We start from the raw sequence: 17,051 nt of genomic DNA on the forward strand, positions 1-17,051 counted from the left end.
CGGGGACTACAGACAGGATTCTATAGACCGCACCTATCGAGATAAATATGCAAATAGCGAACGCACTGTTGTCGCCGGATGAACAGTGGTCAGCCGAGGTGGCTTTGCGAGGCCGCGTACAGTTCGCGGAACGTGCGCCCGGTCGGCGTCGGCATGTCGCGCGTGTCCATCCAGCCGCCCATCATCGGCAGGCGCCGCAGCGTGCCGCCGTTGCCGCCCAGCCGCTCCAGCACGCGCACCGCGAGCTTGGTCGTCAGCGCGTACAGCGTCGGCCGCCGCGCGACGAAACCCCATGCGGCGAGCGCCGCGCGCTCGCGCCACGGCCGCAGATGCCGCTCGACCTGCTTCTCGCGCAGCGTGCGCAGCAGGTGCGACAACGGAATCCCGACCGGGCACACGCTGTCGCATTCTCCGCACAGCGTCGCGGCCTGCGGCAGATCGAGCGCGCGGTCGAGCCCGACGTAGCTCGGCGTCAGCACCGATCCCATCGGTCCCGGGTAGACCCAGCCGTACGCATGGCCGCCGACCTTCTGGTACACCGGGCAATGATTCATGCATGCGCCGCAGCGGATGCAGCGCAGCATCTCCTGGAATTCGCCGCCGAGCAGCCCGGTGCGGCCGCCGTCGACGAGCACCACGTAGTTGTGCTCGGGACCGTCCTCGTCGCCCGGCCCGCGCGGCCCGGTCAGCAGCGAGAAATAGTTCGACGTCGTCTGCCCGGTCGCGGAGCGCGGCAGCAGGCGCATCGCGGTCGCGAGATCCTCGAGCGTCGGCAGCACCTTCTCGATGCCCGTCACCGCGACGTGCACGCGCGGCATCACCGTGCACATCCCCTCGTTGCCTTCGTTCGTCACGATCGCGACCGAGCCCGTCTCGGCGATCACGAAATTGCCGCCGGTCACGCCCATGTCGGCCGACATGAAATGCGGTCGCAGCACCTCGCGCGCCTCGCGCGTCATGTCCGGAATCTCGGTGAGCCGCTCGCGATGGTGCGTGCGCGCGAACAGGTCGGCGATCTCGTCCTTGTCCTTGTGCACGACGGGCGCAATGATGTGGCTCGGCGGCTCGTTGTCGTTGATCTGCAGGATGTATTCGCCGAGATCCGTCTCGATCGACTGCACGCCCATTTCCGCCAGCACCGCGTTCAGGCGCATTTCCTCCGACACCATCGACTTGGTCTTGATGACCTTCTTCACATCGTGCCGGCGCGCGATGTCGGCCACGAGCCGGGCGGCATCCGCGGTCGTTTCGGCGAACAGCACCGTCGTGCCGCGCCGCGTCGCCTCGCGCTCGAACGCCTCGAGCCAACCGTCGAGGTTCTCCAGCGCGCGGTTGCGGCGCGCCTTCAGCGCGGCGCGCGTGGCCGGGAAGTCGATTGCGGTCATCGCGTCGGCGCGCGCGGACACGAACTTCGTCGACAGCTTCTTCAGGTTCTGCTGCAGGCGCTGGTCGGCGAGCTTCTGGCCGGCGCGCGCCTTGAAATGCATCGATTGGACTTGCATCGCGGTATCGGGGGAAATGTGAGCGGAACCGGGCGTCAGACGTCGCCCGCCAGCACCTGCGCGACGTGCAGCACGCGCGTGTCGCGGTCGCCGGTACGGCGCAACCGCCCTTCGATGTTCAGCATGCAGCCGAGATCGCCGAGCACGACGGCGCCCGTGCCCGACGCGCGCACGTTCGCGCATTTCTCGTCCGCGATGGCCGCCGAAATGTCGCCGTACTTGATCGCGAACGTGCCGCCGAAGCCGCAGCAGTGCTCGCAGTCCTTCATCTCGGTCACCGCGACGCCGCGCTGCGCGAGCAGCGTGCGCGGCTGCGCCTTCACGCCGAGCTCGCGCAGGCCCGAGCACGAATCGTGGTAGGTGACGGGCCCCGTGAATTCGCCCGGCGCGAGCGACACCTTCGCGACGTTCGCCAGGAAATCGGTCAGTTCGTAGACTTTCTGCTGGAACCGCGTGTAGCGCCCCATCAGTTCGGGGTCGTCGCGGAACAGGTCGCCGTAGTGCGCGCGGATCATCCCGCCGCACGAACCCGACGGCGCGACGACGTAATCGAACTGCTCGAACTCGCGCAGCGTCTTTTCCGCGAGATCGCGCGCGAGCGCGCGCTCGCCGGAGTTGTAGGCCGGCTGGCCGCAGCAGGTTTGCGCGGGCGGCACGAACACCTCGTAACCGGCGTCGCGAATCAGCTTGAGCGCCGAAAAGCCGATTTCCGGGCGCATCAGATCGACCAGGCAGGTCACGAACAAACCGACTCGCATACGTGCTCCTTCGAGAAAACGGATCTCATTATCCGCCGTTTGGCCGGCAAGACCAACGCCGGCGCTTGCGCAAGCCCGCATGGCGCGAAACGAGGATTCCCTCGAACGGCGTTCGCTTTTTTCACAATACGAGATACAATCGTTGCCACACCGCTTGACGCGTCAACCGATTTCTCCCCCGACATGAGCCAACCCACCCCGGATTCAAAAACGTCGATCCAGGTGATCGAACGCATGATGCGGTTGCTGGACGCGCTCGCCGCGCACAGCGACCCCGTCAGCCTGAAGGAGCTTGCGCAGCGCACGGAGCTGCATCCGTCGACCGCGCACCGCATCCTCAACGACATGGTGACCTGCCGTCTGGTCGACCGCTCCGATCCCGGCACGTACCGGCTCGGCATGCGGCTGCTGGAACTCGGCAACCTGGTGAAAGCGCGCCTGTCGGTACGCGACGCGGCGCTGATGCCGATGCGCGAGCTGCACCGCCTCACCGGGCAGACCGTGAACCTGTCGGTGCGCCAGGGCGACGAGATCGTCTACATCGAGCGTGCGTATTCCGAGCGCTCGGGGATGCAGGTCGTCCGGGCCATCGGCGGCCGCGCGCCGCTGCACCTCACGTCGGTCGGCAAGCTGTTCCTCGCGGCCGACGAAACGTCGCGCGTGCGCGCCTATGCGACGCGCACGGGGCTGTCCGGCCATACGCAGAACAGCATCACCGACATCGCGAAGCTCGAGCGCGAGCTGACGATCGTCCGCCAGCAATCGTGCGCACGCGACAACGAGGAGCTGGAGCTCGGCGTGCGGTGTATCGCGGCAGGCATCTACGACGATTCGGGCAAGCTCGTCGCGGGCCTGTCGCTGTCGGCGCCGGCCGATCGCCTGCAGGATGCGTGGCTCGGCCAGTTGAGCCGCACGGCCCTCACCATTTCGGAATCGCTCGGCTACCGGCCGGCGCCCACGAAGGATACGGACGGGCTGCAGCGGCAGGCGTAAGCCCGTTGCCCGCCCCCGAAATGACAAAGCCCCGCGATTGCGGGGCTTTTTTTCCGCCGTCGGCGCGGCGGCGAACCGCCGCGCCAGCTGTGATCAGGTGCCGCCGCTCGGCGTGTTGGCCGCCGTCAGGCGCTCGCCGCCGCCGGCGTCGAGCCAGTTGCGCAGGCGCGCCGCATCGGCAAAGCGCGAATACTTGCCGAACGAATCGAGCAGGACCATCACCATCGGACGGCCGTGGATCGTCGCCTGCATCACGAGGCATTCACCCGCTTCGTTGATGAAGCCCGTCTTCTGCAGACCAATGTCCCACGAGCCGTTGCCGCGGATCAGCGCGTTCGTGCTGTTGTAGATCAGGTTGCGCTTGCCCGTATACACCTCGTAGGTGCGATCGGTCGAGAACTGGCGAATCATCGGGTACTGATATGCCGCATTGACCATCTTCACGAGGTCGCGCGCGCTCGACACGTTCGAGCTCGACAGGCCCGTCGAATTCTCGAAGTGCGTATCGGTCATGCCGAGCGACTTCGCCTTCGCGTTCATCGCGGCGATGAACGCCGGACGGCCGCCCGGGTAGTAACGCGACAGCGCGGCGGCCGCGCGGTTTTCCGACGCCATCAGCGCGATATGCAGCATGTCTTCGCGCGACAGCACCGAGCCGACCGACAGGCGCGAGCCCGTGCCCTTCTCGTAGTCGCGGTCTTCGTCGGTGACTTCGAGCTGGTCGGTCATCGGCGACTTCGAATCGAGCACGACCATCGCCGTCATCAGCTTCGAGATCGACGCGATCGGCACGACCGCGTGCGAATTCTTGTCGAACAGCGGCTCGCCCGAGTTCTGGTCGACGACGTACGCGACACTCGAACGCAGCGCGAGCGCGTCCGGCGTGTCGTGCAGGCCGAAGGCCTGACCGACGGTCGGCCGGCGCGGCTGGAACGCGACCTTGCGTACCGCGCCGCGATGGCCGCCGTGCACGCTGTTCGCCGCGAGCGTCACGCGCTTGCGCGACGCCTTCGCACGCGGCGCATCGGCCGCGGCGACCTTCGCGGATTTCTCGGAGCTGGCCTTGGCCGACTTCTTCTTCGCGGACGAAGCAGGAGCGACAGCCTTTTTCTTGGCGGCTTGTTGGGTCTTCGCAGTGGCGGCAAAGGCGTCAGCGGGTGCGACGGACGCGGTGGTCGCCAGCAGCGCGACTGCGACCGACACAGCCGTGCCGAGCGTCATGCTCTGCAACAATCTGCGCGGTGAAAACGATTCGGCTTTCATTGGGGTCTGGACAAAGCGGGCGGGAGGTTTCCGCAAGTGTAGTTAAAGCTGAAAAAAAGAGCAATATTAGGCACTTACCGATCGTCGTTAAACCGGAATGTAAGGGTCGGCCAACCTGCTGACCAATGAACCCTCCCGCTCCCATCGAAAAAATGCATGGGACGCGCTGCCCGACAGCGCCCGTCTCCCGATTACCACACGGTTAATTGAGATAACGTCACTTCGGAGGCGATTTAAAGCGGGGAAACTACGTATCCGGCGCTCGGGGTGCCAGTGGCGCCGGTCTCGGCCGTGGCGACGGCACGCCACTACGGTACGCGCATCGAAACGGCGCGCTTTTCGACAGGAACAGAAGGATAACGTTCCACGGGCCTGTCAGGTTTACCTGCGCATGATCATGGTGCGCCGGGCCTGCCCCGCGCGCGTGCGCACCATGTGGGATCACGCCTGAAACCGATTCCGGACGGACACGATAACTCGTTGTTTTATCGATAATTTGTCGCAATTGTGCAACGCACAAAAAATACTTGACATTGGCTTTCTCTGCCCTAAAATAGGCCTCATTGCTGCGTTGCACAAAGCACGCGCATCCGAGGTTCCCCAGTGTAGTGCCCTTTATCCTGCGATCGACGCGATCGCTTTTCAGGAGCTTGACATGTCCTTGCTGACCCCCGAGCAAATCGCCGCCGCCCAGAAAGCCAACCTCGAAAGCCTGTTCGGTCTGACGACCAAGGCGTTCGAAGGCGTCGAAAAGCTGATCGAACTCAACCTGCAGGTCGTGAAGTCGACGCTGGCCGAAGGCCAGGAAAACGCACAGCGTCTGCTGTCGGTGAAGGACGCACAGGAACTGATCGCCCTGCAAGCCAGCCTGTCGCAGCCGGTCGCGGAAAAGGTGCTGTCGTACGGCCGTCACCTGTATGAAATCGCGTCGTCGACGCAAGCCGAGTTCGCGAAGGTTGCCGAAGCGCAATTCGACGAACAGAACAAGAAGGTCCAGGCGCTCGTCGACAACGTCGCGAAGAACGCTCCGGCCGGTTCGGAAACGGCCGTCGCCGCACTGAAGTCGGCGCTGAACGCTGCGAACACCACGTACGAAACGGTTCAGAAGGCCACGAAGCAAGCGGTCGAAATCGCTGAAACGAACTTCAACGCGGCGGCTGCCGTCGCAACGAAGGCTGCTTCTGCCGCTGCTGCACGCCGTACGAGCAAGCCGGCCGCGTAAGCGCCACCTGCTCCTGAAAGAGCCGCGCCCAGCGCGGCTTTTTCTTTTCCGGCGCCGCAGCAGCCGGTCGCGCTCGAACCATCGTTCGTCGATCGCAGCGCCGGCCGCCGCCGACACGCGGACAAAAGAAAACGCCGCCGCCCGGATTGCCCGGGCGGCGGCGTTTTTTTTGGGCCGGCTCATGGCCGGCCGTGCCGGTCGCGTTACTTCTTGCGTTGCGGCGGCAGGTCCGTACAGACGCCTTCGTACAGTTCGGCGGCCATGCCGACCGACTCGCCGAGCGTCGGGTGCGGATGGATCGTCTTGCCGATGTCTTCCGCGTCCGCGCCCATCTCGACGGCGAGGCACACTTCGCTGATCAGGTCGCCCGCGTTCAGGCCGACGATGCCGCCGCCGATCACGCGATGGGTTTCCTCGTCGAAGATCAGCTTCGTGAAGCCTTCGTCGCGACCGTTCGCGATCGCACGGCCCGACGCTGCCCACGGGAACACGGCCTTGCCGTACTTGATGCCTTCGGCCTTGCACTGGTCTTCCGTCTTGCCGGCCCACGCCACTTCCGGATCGGTGTATGCGACCGACGGGATCTGCAGCGCGTCGAAGTACGCCTTCTCGCCGTGCGCGGCTTCCGCTGCGACGTGGCCTTCATGCACGGCCTTGTGCGCGAGCATCGGCTGGCCGACGACGTCGCCGATCGCGAAGATGTGCGGGACGTTCGTGCGCATCTGCTTGTCGACGTCGATAAAGCCGCGATCCGTGACCGCGACGCCGGCCTTGTCCGCACCGATCTTCTTGCCGTTCGGGCTGCGGCCCACCGCGACGAGCACGAGGTCGTAGCGCTGCGCTTCCGCCGGCGCCTTCTCGCCCTCGAACTTCACGTAGATGCCGTCTTCCTTCGCTTCCGCGCCGACCGTCTTGGTCTTCAGCATCACGTTGCCGAAGCGCTTCGCGTTGTACTTTTCCCAGACCTTCACGAGATCGCGGTCGGCGCCCATCATCAGGCCGTCCATCATTTCGACCACGTCGATCTCGGCGCCGAGCGTCGAGTACACGGTTGCCATTTCGAGGCCGATGATGCCGCCGCCGATCACGAGCATGCGCTTGGGCAACTGACGCAGTTCGAGTGCGCCGGTCGAATCGACGACGCGCGGGTCTTCCGGCATGAACGGCAGCTTCACGGCCTGCGAACCCGCGGCGATGATTGCCTGCTTGAACTTGACGACCTTCTTGCCGTTTTCGCCCTGCACTTCCATGTGGAACGGATCGACGAATGCGCCGACGCCCGTGACCACTTCGACCTTGCGTGCCTTGGCCATACCGGCGAGGCCCGTCGTCAGCTTCTTGACGACGCCGCCCTTGAAGTCGCGCAGCTTGTCGAGATCGACTTCCGGCTTGCCGAACGTGATGCCGTGCGACGCGAGCGCCGCGGCTTCCTCGACGACGAGCGACGTGTGCAGCAGCGCCTTCGACGGGATGCAGCCGACGTTCAGGCACACGCCGCCGAGTGTCGGGTAGCGTTCGACGAGCACCGTCTTCATGCCGAGGTCGGCGGCGCGGAACGCGGCCGAATAGCCGCCGGGGCCGGCGCCGAGCACGAGCATGTCACACTCGATGTCGGCGGCGCCGGCATAGCTGCCGGCTTGCGGCGCGGGTGCCGGAGCGGCTGCGGCCGGTGCCGGCGCAGCGGCCGCGGGTTTCGCTGCCTCAGGAGCTTTCGCGGGTGCGGCGTCGCCTGCCGCTGCTTCGACGATGGCGATGACGGTGCCTTGCGAGACTTTCTCGCCGGCTTTGACCTTGATTTCCTTGACCGTGCCGGCGACGTCGCTGGGCACTTCCATGGAGGCTTTATCGGATTCGAGCGTGATGAGCGTTTGCTCTTTTTCGATCACGTCGCCCGGCTTCACGTTGACTTCGATGACATCGACGCCGCTGAAATCGCCGATATCCGGAACCTTGACTTCGATGAGACTCATGTACGTCCCCTTCTTGTTTGGCTGCTGAAAGAGGGAGGAAAACCCGCGGAAGAACCCGACTCCGGCCTGACAGGAGAACGCGATGCTGGGCAGGACCACCTTTGCCGTCCGCCCAAGGACGCGCCTTTCTTTTGGTTACTTTTCTTTGGAAGACAAAGAAAAGTGACCGCCGCCCCGCGCAGGGGCGACGCTGGCAGACCGTCAAGAAAGCAAGTTCAACGACGAGGCGTGGATGACCGACAGAAAACCCACGCCCCCGCGAGCCCCTCTGCTCATCAAAGAACGATGCGACGGAAATCCCCGAGCAACGCCCCGAGATACGCATTGAACCGCGCGGCTTCCGCGCCATCGATGACACGATGGTCATACGACAGCGACAACGGCAGCGTCAGACGCGGCACGAACTGCTTGCCGTCCCACACCGGCTTCATCTGCCCGCGCGACAACCCGAGGATCGCCACTTCCGGCGCGTTGATGATCGGCGTGAAGTTCGTGCCGCCGATCCCGCCGAGCGACGAGATCGAGAAGCAGCCGCCTTGCATCTGGTCCGGCTTCAGCTTGCCGTCGCGTGCGGCCTTCGACAGCTCGGCCATTTCCTTCGCGATATCGACGAGGCCCTTCTTGTCCGCATCGCGGATCACCGGCACGACGAGACCGTTCGGCGTATCCGCGGCAAAACCGATGTGGTAGTACTGCTTGAACACCAGGTTGTCGCCGTCAAGGCTCGCGTTGAAGGTCGGGAATTTCTTCAGCGCGGCAACGACCGCCTTGATCACGAACGCGAGCATCGTGAACTTCACGCCCGCCTTCTCGTGTTCCTTGTTCAGCTGGACGCGCAGCGCTTCGAGCTCGGTGATGTCCGCTTCGTCGTTGTTCGTGACGTGCGGGATCATCACCCAGTTGCGATGCAGGTTCGCGCCCGAGATCTTCTTGATGCGCGACAGCGGCTTCGCCTCGAACGGGCCGAACTTCGAGAAGTCGACCTTCGGCCACGGCAGCAGGTTCAGCTCGCCGCCGCCTGCCGGCGCGGTTGCCACGGCCGGCGCTGCGCGCTGGCCGGTCATCACGCCCTTCACGAAGGCCGTGACGTCTTCCTTCGTAATACGGCCCTTCGGACCCGAACCCTGCACGCGTGCGACTTCGACGCCGAGTTCGCGTGCGAACTTGCGCACCGACGGCGACGCGTGGCTCGCGCGGTACTCGCCCGACGATGCGGCGGCCGGTGCCGCAGCAGCCGGGGCCGGTGCGGCCTTCGCGGGTGCCGGTGCAGCGGCGGGCGCCGCCGGGGCGGCAGCGGCCGGAGCCGGTGCGCTCGCCTGCGGTGCGGCAGCCGGTGCGCCTGCGGCTTCGAGCAGCACGATCAGCGTGCCTTCCGATACCGAATCGCCGACCTTGACCTTGATGTCCTTCACGACGCCGGCGGCCGGACTCGGCACGTCCATCGTCGCCTTGTCCGATTCGAGCGTGACGAGCGACTGCTCCTTCTCGACCGTGTCGCCGACCTTCACGCCGATCTCGATCACCGGCACGTCCTTGTAGTCGCCGATGTCGGGGACCTTCACTTCGAGCGTGCCGCCGGCTGCTGCCGGTGCGGCCGCCGGTGCAGCAGCAGCCGGTGCCGGCGCTGCGGCCGGAGCCGGTGCAGCGGCGGGCGCTGCCGCGCCGTTCGCCTGCGCCGCGCCACCGCCTTCGAGCAGGATGATCAGCGAGCCTTCCGACACGGAATCGCCCACCTTGACCTTGATTTCCTTCACGACGCCCGCCACCGGGCTCGGCACGTCCATCGTCGCCTTGTCGGATTCGAGCGTGACGAGCGACTGCTCGGGTTCGACGGTATCGCCGACCTTCACGCCGATCTCGATCACCGGCACGTCCTTGTAATCGCCGATGTCCGGCACCTTCACTTCGATCGCTTGACTCATCTGTTTCTGTCTCCATGGCCGCGCGCGCACCCTTGCGGGCGCGGCGCGCGGCATCACACGGCGTGTGCGTTAAACGGTCATCGGGTTGGGCTTCGACGGATCGAGGTTGTACTTGGCGATCGCGTCCGCGACCACCTTGCGCTCGATCGTGCCCTCGTCGGCCAGCGCGTTGAGCGCGGCGACGGTGACCCAGTGACGGTCGACTTCAAAGAAGTGACGCAGCTTCTCGCGGGTATCCGAGCGGCCGAAGCCGTCCGTGCCCAGCACGACGAAGCGGCGATCGACCTGGCCGCGGATCTGGTCGACCAGCGCGCGGACGTAGTCGGTCGACGCGATGACCGGGCCCTGCGTGTCCTTCAGGCACTTCTGCACGTGCGACAGACGACGCTCCTCGGTCGGATGGAGCAGGTTCCAGCGCTCGACCTGGTGACCTTCGCGCGCGAGTTCGGTGAAGCTCGGCACGCTCCACAGGTCGGCGGCGACGCCCCAGTCGTTCTTCAGCAGGTCGGCGGCGGCGATCACTTCGTTGAAGATCGTGCCCGCGCCGAGCAGTTGCACACGCGGCGCCTTCTTGTCGGCGTCGGCCTTCCTGAACGCGTACATGCCCTTGATGATGTCGGCCGCCACGTGCTCGCCCTGCGGAATCGCCGGGTGCTCGTAGTTCTCGTTCATCACCGTGATGTAGTAGTACACGTCTTCCTGGTCCTGCACCATGCGGCGCAGGCCGTCCTGGACGATCACGGCCAGTTCGTAGCCGAACGTCGGGTCGTAGCTCACGCAGTTCGGCACCGACGCCGCCCACAGGAGCGAGTGGCCGTCTTCGTGCTGCAGGCCTTCGCCGTTCAGCGTCGTGCGGCCCGCGGTGCCGCCGAGCAGGAAGCCGCGCGAACGCATGTCGCCCGCGGCCCATGCGAGGTCGCCGATCCGCTGGAAGCCGAACATCGAATAGAAGATGTAGAACGGCACCATGATCTCGCCGTGCGTCGAATACGACGTCGCCGCCGCGATCCAGTCGCACATGCCGCCCGCTTCGTTGATGCCTTCCTGCAGGATCTGGCCGGTTTCCGATTCCTTGTAGAACATCAACTGGTCGGAATCTTCCGGCACGTACTTCTGACCCTCCTGGTTCCAGATACCAATCTGGCGGAACAGGCCTTCCATGCCGAACGTACGCGACTCGTCCGGGACGATCGGCACGATGCGCTTGCCGAGCGCCTTGTCCTTCAGCAGGATGTTCAGGATCCGCACGAACGACATCGTCGTCGAGATCTCGCGGCCTTCGCCCGTGCCCTTCAGCAGCGGCTCGAACGCGTCGAGCGCCGGCACCGGCAGCGACGTCGCCTTCTCGCGGCGATGCGGCAGGTAGCCGCCGAGGTCCATGCGCTTCTGGCGCATGTATTCGAGCTCCTTCGAACCTTCGTCGAACTTCAGGTACGGCACGTCGGCGATCTGCTCGTCGGTGATCGGCAGGCGGAACTGGTCACGGAACTTCTTCAGTTGCTCGACCGGCAGCTTCTTCTGCTGGTGCGTGATGTTCATCGCCTGGCCCGACTCGCCCATCCCGTAGCCCTTGATGGTCTTCGCGAGGATGACGGTCGGCGCGCCCTTCGTGTTGCTGGCTTCGTGGAAGGCCGCGTAGATCTTGTGCGGATCGTGGCCGCCGCGGTTCAGCGCCCAGATGTCGTCGTCCGACCAGTCGGCGACGAGCGCCTTCAGTTCAGGCGTGTTGAAGAAGTGCTCGCGCACGAACGCGCCCGACTCCGACTTGTACGTCTGGTATTCGCCGTCGACGACTTCCATCATGCGGCGCATCAGCGCGCCCGTCTTGTCGCGTGCGAACAGCGCATCCCAGCGGCTGCCCCAGATGACCTTGATCACGTTCCAGCCGGCGCCGCGGAACTCCGATTCGAGTTCCTGGATGATCTTGCCGTTGCCGCGCACCGGGCCGTCGAGACGCTGCAGGTTGCAGTTGATCACGAACACGAGGTTGTCGAGCTTCTCGCGGCTCGCCATCCCGATCGCGCCGAGCGATTCCGGCTCGTCCGTCTCGCCGTCGCCGAGGAATGCCCACACCTTGCGGCCTTCCGTCTTCGCGATGCCGCGCGCCTGCAGGTACTTCATGAAGCGGGCCTGGTAGATCGCCATGATCGGGCCGAGGCCCATCGACACGGTCGGGAACTGCCAGAAGTCCGGCATCAGCCACGGGTGCGGGTACGACGAAATGCCGTTGCCGTCGACTTCCTGGCGGAAGTTGTCGAGCTGCTCTTCCGTCAGGCGGCCAAGCAGGAACGCGCGCGAGTACACGCCCGGCGACGAGTGGCCCTGCACGAACACGAGATCGCCGCCGTGCTGGTCGGACGCTGCGTGCCAGAAGTGGTTGTAGCCGACGTCGTAGAGCGTCGCGGCGGACGCGAACGACGCGATGTGGCCGCCGACGTTCGTGTCCTTGCCTGCGCGCAGCACCATCGCCAGCGCGTTCCAGCGCGTGTACGAACGGATGCGGTGCTCGATGTCCTGGTCGCCCGGGATCTTCGCCTGCGCGGCGACCGGGATCGTGTTGATGTACGGGGTATTGGCGGAGAACGGCAGGTGTTCGCCGTGCATGCGGGCGAACTCGATCTGCTTTTCGATCAGGTAGTGCGCGCGGCCGGTGCCCACGGAGGAGATCACGCCATCGAGCGACTCGAGCCACTCGACGGTTTCTTGCGGGTCGTCGTCATGTTCGGCGGCGACATATTTCATCACTTCGTTCGGTACAGCGGACATTCTCGTCTCCTGGGTCCTGGAATGTGAGGATCGCTCTCATGCAGACGACGCGACGCGACCGGCTGCGGGCAAGCTCCGACGGATTGTAATGAGCGTGCGCGGGGCTGCGCAACAAAATTTTCGAATTGTGAGATCTTTTCTCGCAATGCGAAATATTGCTGCGCCGCACCCATGTTTCGGGGCTCCGCGGCGCGTCTGCGCAGAACAAATCCGTTTCCGTTCAACATATCCGGTATAGGTTTTCCATGTATTGCGCTGCGCTACAATCCTGCCATGTTGACCGATCGGCTTTTCGCACGCTCGGCGCGACCGTCGGGCCCGCCGGCGGAGTCGCAGCCGTCCCGTTGGCACCACGGACCGTGGTGGTCCAATTCCTATTTGCTGACGCCGCTGCTGTCGATCCTCGTGTTCCTGGTGGTGATGAGCCTCATCCTGTGGAGCCTCAATCGCCGCGAACAGCAGCAGCAGGAAGACACCCTCTTTCGTAACGTCGCGTGGGCGCAGCAGCAGATCCGCCTGTCGATGACGGGCGCGCAGGAACAGCTGCAGGCGCTGTCGCGCGATCTCGCGTCGGGCCGCCTCGACCAGAATGCATTCCAGATGGCCGTCGCGGACGTCATGCAAACGCATCCGGAAATCCTCTACCTGAACTGGTATACGTCGCCCGGCGTGCAGCGCTGGCCGGCCGTGCATCCGCCGCTGCTCGGCCAGCGGCTCGCGAAGCCCGGCGACGCGCAGCTGCAGGACGCCGTGCGCGGCGCCTACGACGAGGCGCGCAGCACGCGCCGCCAGGCCTATTCGCCGCTGATCTACGACGACTTCGGCAACGGCTTCATCACGCTGCAGACGCCCGTGATGCGCGGCGATCGCGAGTACCTCGGCTCGATCGCCGCGGTGTTCTCGGTCGAAGGCATCCTGAAGCACGACATCCCGCAGGAACTGTCGTCGAAGTACAAGATCTCGATCACCGACGCGAACAACCGCGAGCTGTCGTCCACGTCCACCCGCCCGCGCCTGCCGCGCGACTCGCACTACGACCTGCCGCTCGACCCGCCCGGCCAGGGGCTGACCGTGCGCGTCTACGCATTCCCGCAGCTCACGAACCTGACCAACAACACGCTCGTGTGGCTCGTCGCGGGCCTGTCGTGCTTCGTGCTGTGGAGCCTCTGGAGCCTGTGGAAGCACACGCGCCAGCGCTTCGAGGCGCAGCAGGCGCTGTACGCGGAAGCGTTCTTCCGCCGCGCGATGGAGAATTCGGTGCTGATCGGCATGCGCGTGCTCGACATGCACGGCCGTATCACGCACGTGAACCCGGCGTTCTGCCGGATGACGGGCTGGGACGAAACCGACCTCGTCGGCAAGGTGGCGCCGTTCCCGTACTGGCCGCGCGACGCGTACCCGGAAATGCAGCGCCAGCTCGACATGACGCTGCGCGGCAAGGCGCCGAGCTCGGGCTTCGAGCTGCGCGTGCGGCGCAAGAACGGCACGCTGTTCCATGCGCGCCTGTACGTGTCGCCGCTGATCGACAGCTCGGGCCGCCAGACCGGCTGGATGTCGTCGATGACCGACATCACCGAGCCGAAGCGCGCGCGCGAGGAACTCGCGGCCGCGCACGAGCGCTTCACGACGGTGCTCGAAAGCCTCGACGCCGCGGTGTCGGTACTGGCCGCCGACGAAGCCGAGTTGCTGTTCGCGAACCGCTACTACCGCCACCTGTTCGGCATTCGTCCGGACGGCCATCTCGAACTGTCCGGCGGCGGCTTCGACCGCGCGCAGGCCTCGTCCGACTCGATCGACATGGTCGACGCGTTCGCGGGCCTGCCGGCCGCCGCGCTGACGAGCAGCACGGCGGACGCGCAGGAGGTATACGTCGAAAGCATCCAGAAGTGGTTCGAGGTGCGCCGCCAGTACATCCAGTGGGTGGACGGCCACCTCGCGCAGATGCAGATCGCGACCGACATCACGACCCGCAAGAAGGCGCAGGAACTCGCGCACCAGCAGGAAGAGAAGCTGCAGTTCACGAGCCGATTGATGACGATGGGTGAAATGGCGTCGTCGATTGCTCACGAATTGAACCAGCCGCTTGCCGCGATCAACAACTATTGCTCGGGCACGCTCGCGCTGGTGAAGAGCGGCCGCGGCACGCCCGAGACGCTGCAGCCCGCGCTGGAAAAGACCGCGCAGCAGGCGCTGCGCGCGGGGATGATCGTCAAGCGGATCCGCGAATTCGTGAAGCGCAGCGAGCCGAAGCGCCAGCCGGCGCGGGTCGCGGACATCGTCGCCGACGCGGTCGGGCTCGCCGAAATCGAGGCCAGGAAGCGCAGGATCCGGATCGTCACGGAAATCCTCGCAAGAATGCCTATTATTTATGTCGACCCTGTACTGATCGAGCAGGTGCTCGTGAACCTGATGAAGAACGCGGCCGAAGCAATGGCCGACGTGAAGCCGGTGTCGGCGGACGGCGTGATCCGCGTCGTCGCCGACATCGACGCGGGCTTCGTCGACATCCGCGTGATCGACCAGGGCCCGGGCGTCGACGAAGCGACCGCCGAGCGCCTGTTCGAACCGTTTTACAGCACCAAGTCCGACGGGATGGGCATGGGGCTGAACATCTGCCGTTCGATCATCGAATCGCATCGGGGGCGTCTGTGGGTGGTCAACAACGTCGAGCCGGATGGCCGCATCTCCGGCGCGACGTTCCACTGCAGCCTGCCCATTGGGGAACCCGCTGATCTCGGCCAAGGGGGGCGCGAGGCATCGGCATCACATACCGTTACGGGAGAACTATGAATAGCCCTGTCACCACCACTCAGGAAACCGTCTTTGTCGTCGACGACGACGAGGCCGTACGGGACTCGCTGCGCTGGCTGCTGGAGGCGAACGGCTATCGCGTTCAATGCTTCTCGAGCGCCGAGCAGTTCCTCGATGCCTACCAGCCCGCCCAGCAGGCCGGCCAGATCGCATGCCTGATCCTCGACGTCCGGATGTCGGGCATGAGCGGCCTCGAACTGCAGGAGCGCCTGATTGCCGACAATGCCGCGCTGCCGATCATCTTCGTCACCGGTCACGGCGACGTGCCGATGGCCGTGTCGACGATGAAAAAGGGTGCGATGGACTTTATCGAGAAACCGTTCGACGAGGCCGAGCTGCGCAAGCTCGTCGAGCGGATGCTCGACAAGGCCCGAAGCGAAAGCAAGAGCGTTCAGGAACAGCGTGCCGCGAGCGAACGCCTGTCGAAGCTGACCGCGCGCGAGCAGCAGGTGCTCGAGCGGATCATCGCGGGCCGCCTGAACAAGCAGATCGCCGACGATCTCGGCATCAGCATCAAGACGGTCGAAGCGCACCGCGCGAACATCATGGAAAAGCTCAACGTCAACACGGTGGCCGACCTGCTGCGCCTCGCGCTGTCGAAGAAGCAGGCCTGAAACGTCGATGCCGGCCGCGGCGGCGCTGCCCGCCCGGCCTGCGAACGGCGTGCCGCCGCCGCGCGATTGCGGCCCGCTTGCGCGGCGGCGGCCTTTCCTCCCGGCGCGACGCGCCGCGGCCATGACGCTTCCTGCGTATTCGCTGTCGGACGGCAGCAGGCGAACGGTATAATCGCGTGCTTTGCTGCGACGCTTCGCGCGTCGCACGACCGCATTCCAACTTCCCGGCAGGACCACCACCATGACAGCCCTCCTCATCGACGGCAACGCCCTTTCGAAGACCCTGCGCGCCCAGGCCGCCGAACGCGCCGCCGCCCTGACCGCACGCGGCCACCAGCCCGGTCTCGCGGTGATCCTCGTCGGCGCCAACCCGGCGAGCGAAGTCTACGTGCGCAACAAGATCAAGGCGTGCGAGGACAACGGTTTCTTCTCGCAGAAGGATGCGTACCCGGCCACGCTGTCGGAAGCCGACCTGCTCGCGCGCATCGACGAACTGAACCGCGACCCGAAGATCCACGGCATCCTCGTCCAGCTGCCGCTGCCCGCGCACATCGACAGCCACAAGGTGATCGAGGCGATCGCGCCGGAGAAGGACGTCGACGGCTTCCACGTCGCGAACGCCGGCGCGCTGATGACGGGCAAGCCGCTGTTCCGCCCGTGCACGCCGTACGGCGTGATGAAGATGTTCGACGCGTACGGCATCGCGCTGCAGGGCGCGAACGCGGTCGTGATCGGCCGCTCGAACATCGTCGGCAAGCCGATGGCGATGATGCTGCTCGACGCCGGCGCGACCGTGACGATCTGCCACAGCAAGACGCGTGACCTCGCCGCGCACACGCGCGAGGCCGACATCGTCGTCGCCGCGGTCGGCAAGCGCAACATCCTGACCGCCGACATGGTGAAGCCGGGCGCGACGGTGATCGACGTCGGCATGAACCGCGACGACGCGGGCAAGCTGTGCGGCGACGTCGACTTCGCCGGCGTGAAGGAAGTGGCCGGCCACATCACGCCGGTGCCGGGCGGCGTCGGCCCGATGACCATCACGATGCTGCTGATCAACACGATCGAATCGGCCGAACGCGCCGCCGACGCGGCCGCCTGACCCCTTTCCCCTGCAGCCGGCGCGCGATGGCGCGTGCCGGCCCCTCGCCGAGGCGCACCGCGCCCCGCTCGCGCCGCCCGGCACCCCGCTCCGTATTCGACCCCGCGTCAATCGCGTCGTTAGAAACT

Annotated in this window: 11 protein-coding genes and 1 pseudogene; 5 read left to right on the plus strand and 7 right to left on the minus strand. The window is 65.6% G+C overall.

All coding sequences use genetic code 11. The annotated features are described in order from the left end of the window. Positions 1 to 89: 89 nt before the first annotated feature. Both WJ16_RS11000 and WJ16_RS11005 read right to left on the minus strand, forming a co-directional pair. Positions 90 to 1,502 carry a lactate utilization protein B gene (locus tag WJ16_RS11000; RefSeq protein WP_069257075.1) on the minus strand — a complete coding sequence of 471 codons (1,413 nt, stop codon included), beginning with the start codon at positions 1,500 to 1,502 and terminating at the stop codon, positions 90 to 92. Between the two features lie 35 nt (positions 1,503 to 1,537). Then, positions 1,538 to 2,260 carry a (Fe-S)-binding protein gene (locus tag WJ16_RS11005; protein WP_069257076.1) on the minus strand — a complete coding sequence of 241 codons (723 nt, stop codon included), beginning with the start codon at positions 2,258 to 2,260 and terminating at the stop codon, positions 1,538 to 1,540. A gap of 183 nt (positions 2,261 to 2,443) precedes the next feature. Between WJ16_RS11005 and WJ16_RS11010 the strand changes: the two genes are divergently transcribed. Beyond that, positions 2,444 to 3,253, plus strand: coding sequence for an IclR family transcriptional regulator (locus WJ16_RS11010; protein WP_011352568.1), 810 nt, complete (start codon positions 2,444 to 2,446; stop codon positions 3,251 to 3,253). 93 nt (positions 3,254 to 3,346) lie between these two features. Here WJ16_RS11010 and pbpG read toward each other — a convergent pair whose 3' ends face one another. Beyond that, the gene (gene pbpG, locus WJ16_RS11015; protein WP_069257077.1) at positions 3,347 to 4,516 is read right to left on the minus strand and encodes a D-alanyl-D-alanine endopeptidase; all 1,170 of its coding nucleotides are present in this window, start codon (positions 4,514 to 4,516) and stop codon (positions 3,347 to 3,349) included. 655 nt (positions 4,517 to 5,171) lie between these two features. On the opposite strand from pbpG, the gene WJ16_RS11020 reads away from it, so the two are divergent. Beyond that, on the plus strand, positions 5,172 to 5,738 hold the full coding sequence (locus tag WJ16_RS11020; RefSeq protein ID WP_069257078.1) for a phasin family protein: 567 nt from the start codon (positions 5,172 to 5,174) through the stop codon (positions 5,736 to 5,738). A gap of 203 nt (positions 5,739 to 5,941) precedes the next feature. On the opposite strand, the gene lpdA is transcribed toward WJ16_RS11020, so the two are convergent. The 4 genes and pseudogenes from lpdA to WJ16_RS35830 all read right to left on the minus strand — a co-directional run. Then, positions 5,942 to 7,708, minus strand: a complete 1,767-nt coding sequence (gene lpdA / locus WJ16_RS11025; protein ID WP_069257079.1) for a dihydrolipoyl dehydrogenase — start codon at positions 7,706 to 7,708, stop codon at positions 5,942 to 5,944. Positions 7,709 to 7,983: 275 nt separating this feature from the next. Further along, on the minus strand, positions 7,984 to 9,630 hold the full coding sequence (gene aceF / locus WJ16_RS11030) for a dihydrolipoyllysine-residue acetyltransferase (RefSeq protein ID WP_069257080.1): 1,647 nt from the start codon (positions 9,628 to 9,630) through the stop codon (positions 7,984 to 7,986). A gap of 69 nt (positions 9,631 to 9,699) precedes the next feature. After that, on the minus strand, positions 9,700 to 12,396 hold the full coding sequence (gene aceE / locus WJ16_RS11035; protein ID WP_069257081.1) for a pyruvate dehydrogenase (acetyl-transferring), homodimeric type: 2,697 nt from the start codon (positions 12,394 to 12,396) through the stop codon (positions 9,700 to 9,702). 136 nt (positions 12,397 to 12,532) lie between these two features. Then, positions 12,533 to 12,750, minus strand: a pseudogene (locus tag WJ16_RS35830) (hypothetical protein); the annotation flags it as partial. Here WJ16_RS35830 and fixL point away from each other — a divergent pair. The 3 genes from fixL (at position 12,670) to folD (ending at position 16,923) form a co-directional block, all read left to right on the plus strand. Continuing rightward, positions 12,670 to 15,186, plus strand: coding sequence for an oxygen sensor histidine kinase FixL (gene fixL, locus WJ16_RS11040; RefSeq protein ID WP_069257082.1), 2,517 nt, complete (start codon positions 12,670 to 12,672; stop codon positions 15,184 to 15,186). The pseudogene WJ16_RS35830 and the gene fixL overlap by 81 nt on opposite strands. After that, positions 15,183 to 15,821 (plus strand): oxygen response regulator transcription factor FixJ, encoded by a 639-nt coding sequence (gene fixJ / locus WJ16_RS11045; RefSeq protein WP_006493245.1) that lies wholly within the window; start codon positions 15,183 to 15,185, stop codon positions 15,819 to 15,821. The genes fixL and fixJ overlap by 4 nt, the downstream gene beginning before the upstream one ends. 241 nt (positions 15,822 to 16,062) lie before the next feature. Next, complete coding sequence (gene folD / locus WJ16_RS11050) at positions 16,063 to 16,923, plus strand: bifunctional methylenetetrahydrofolate dehydrogenase/methenyltetrahydrofolate cyclohydrolase FolD (protein ID WP_069257083.1); 861 nt, start codon at positions 16,063 to 16,065, stop codon at positions 16,921 to 16,923. Positions 16,924 to 17,051: the final 128 nt, after the last annotated feature.

Source organism: Burkholderia metallica (assembly GCF_001718555.1).
Lineage (GTDB): Bacteria > Pseudomonadota > Gammaproteobacteria > Burkholderiales > Burkholderiaceae > Burkholderia > Burkholderia metallica.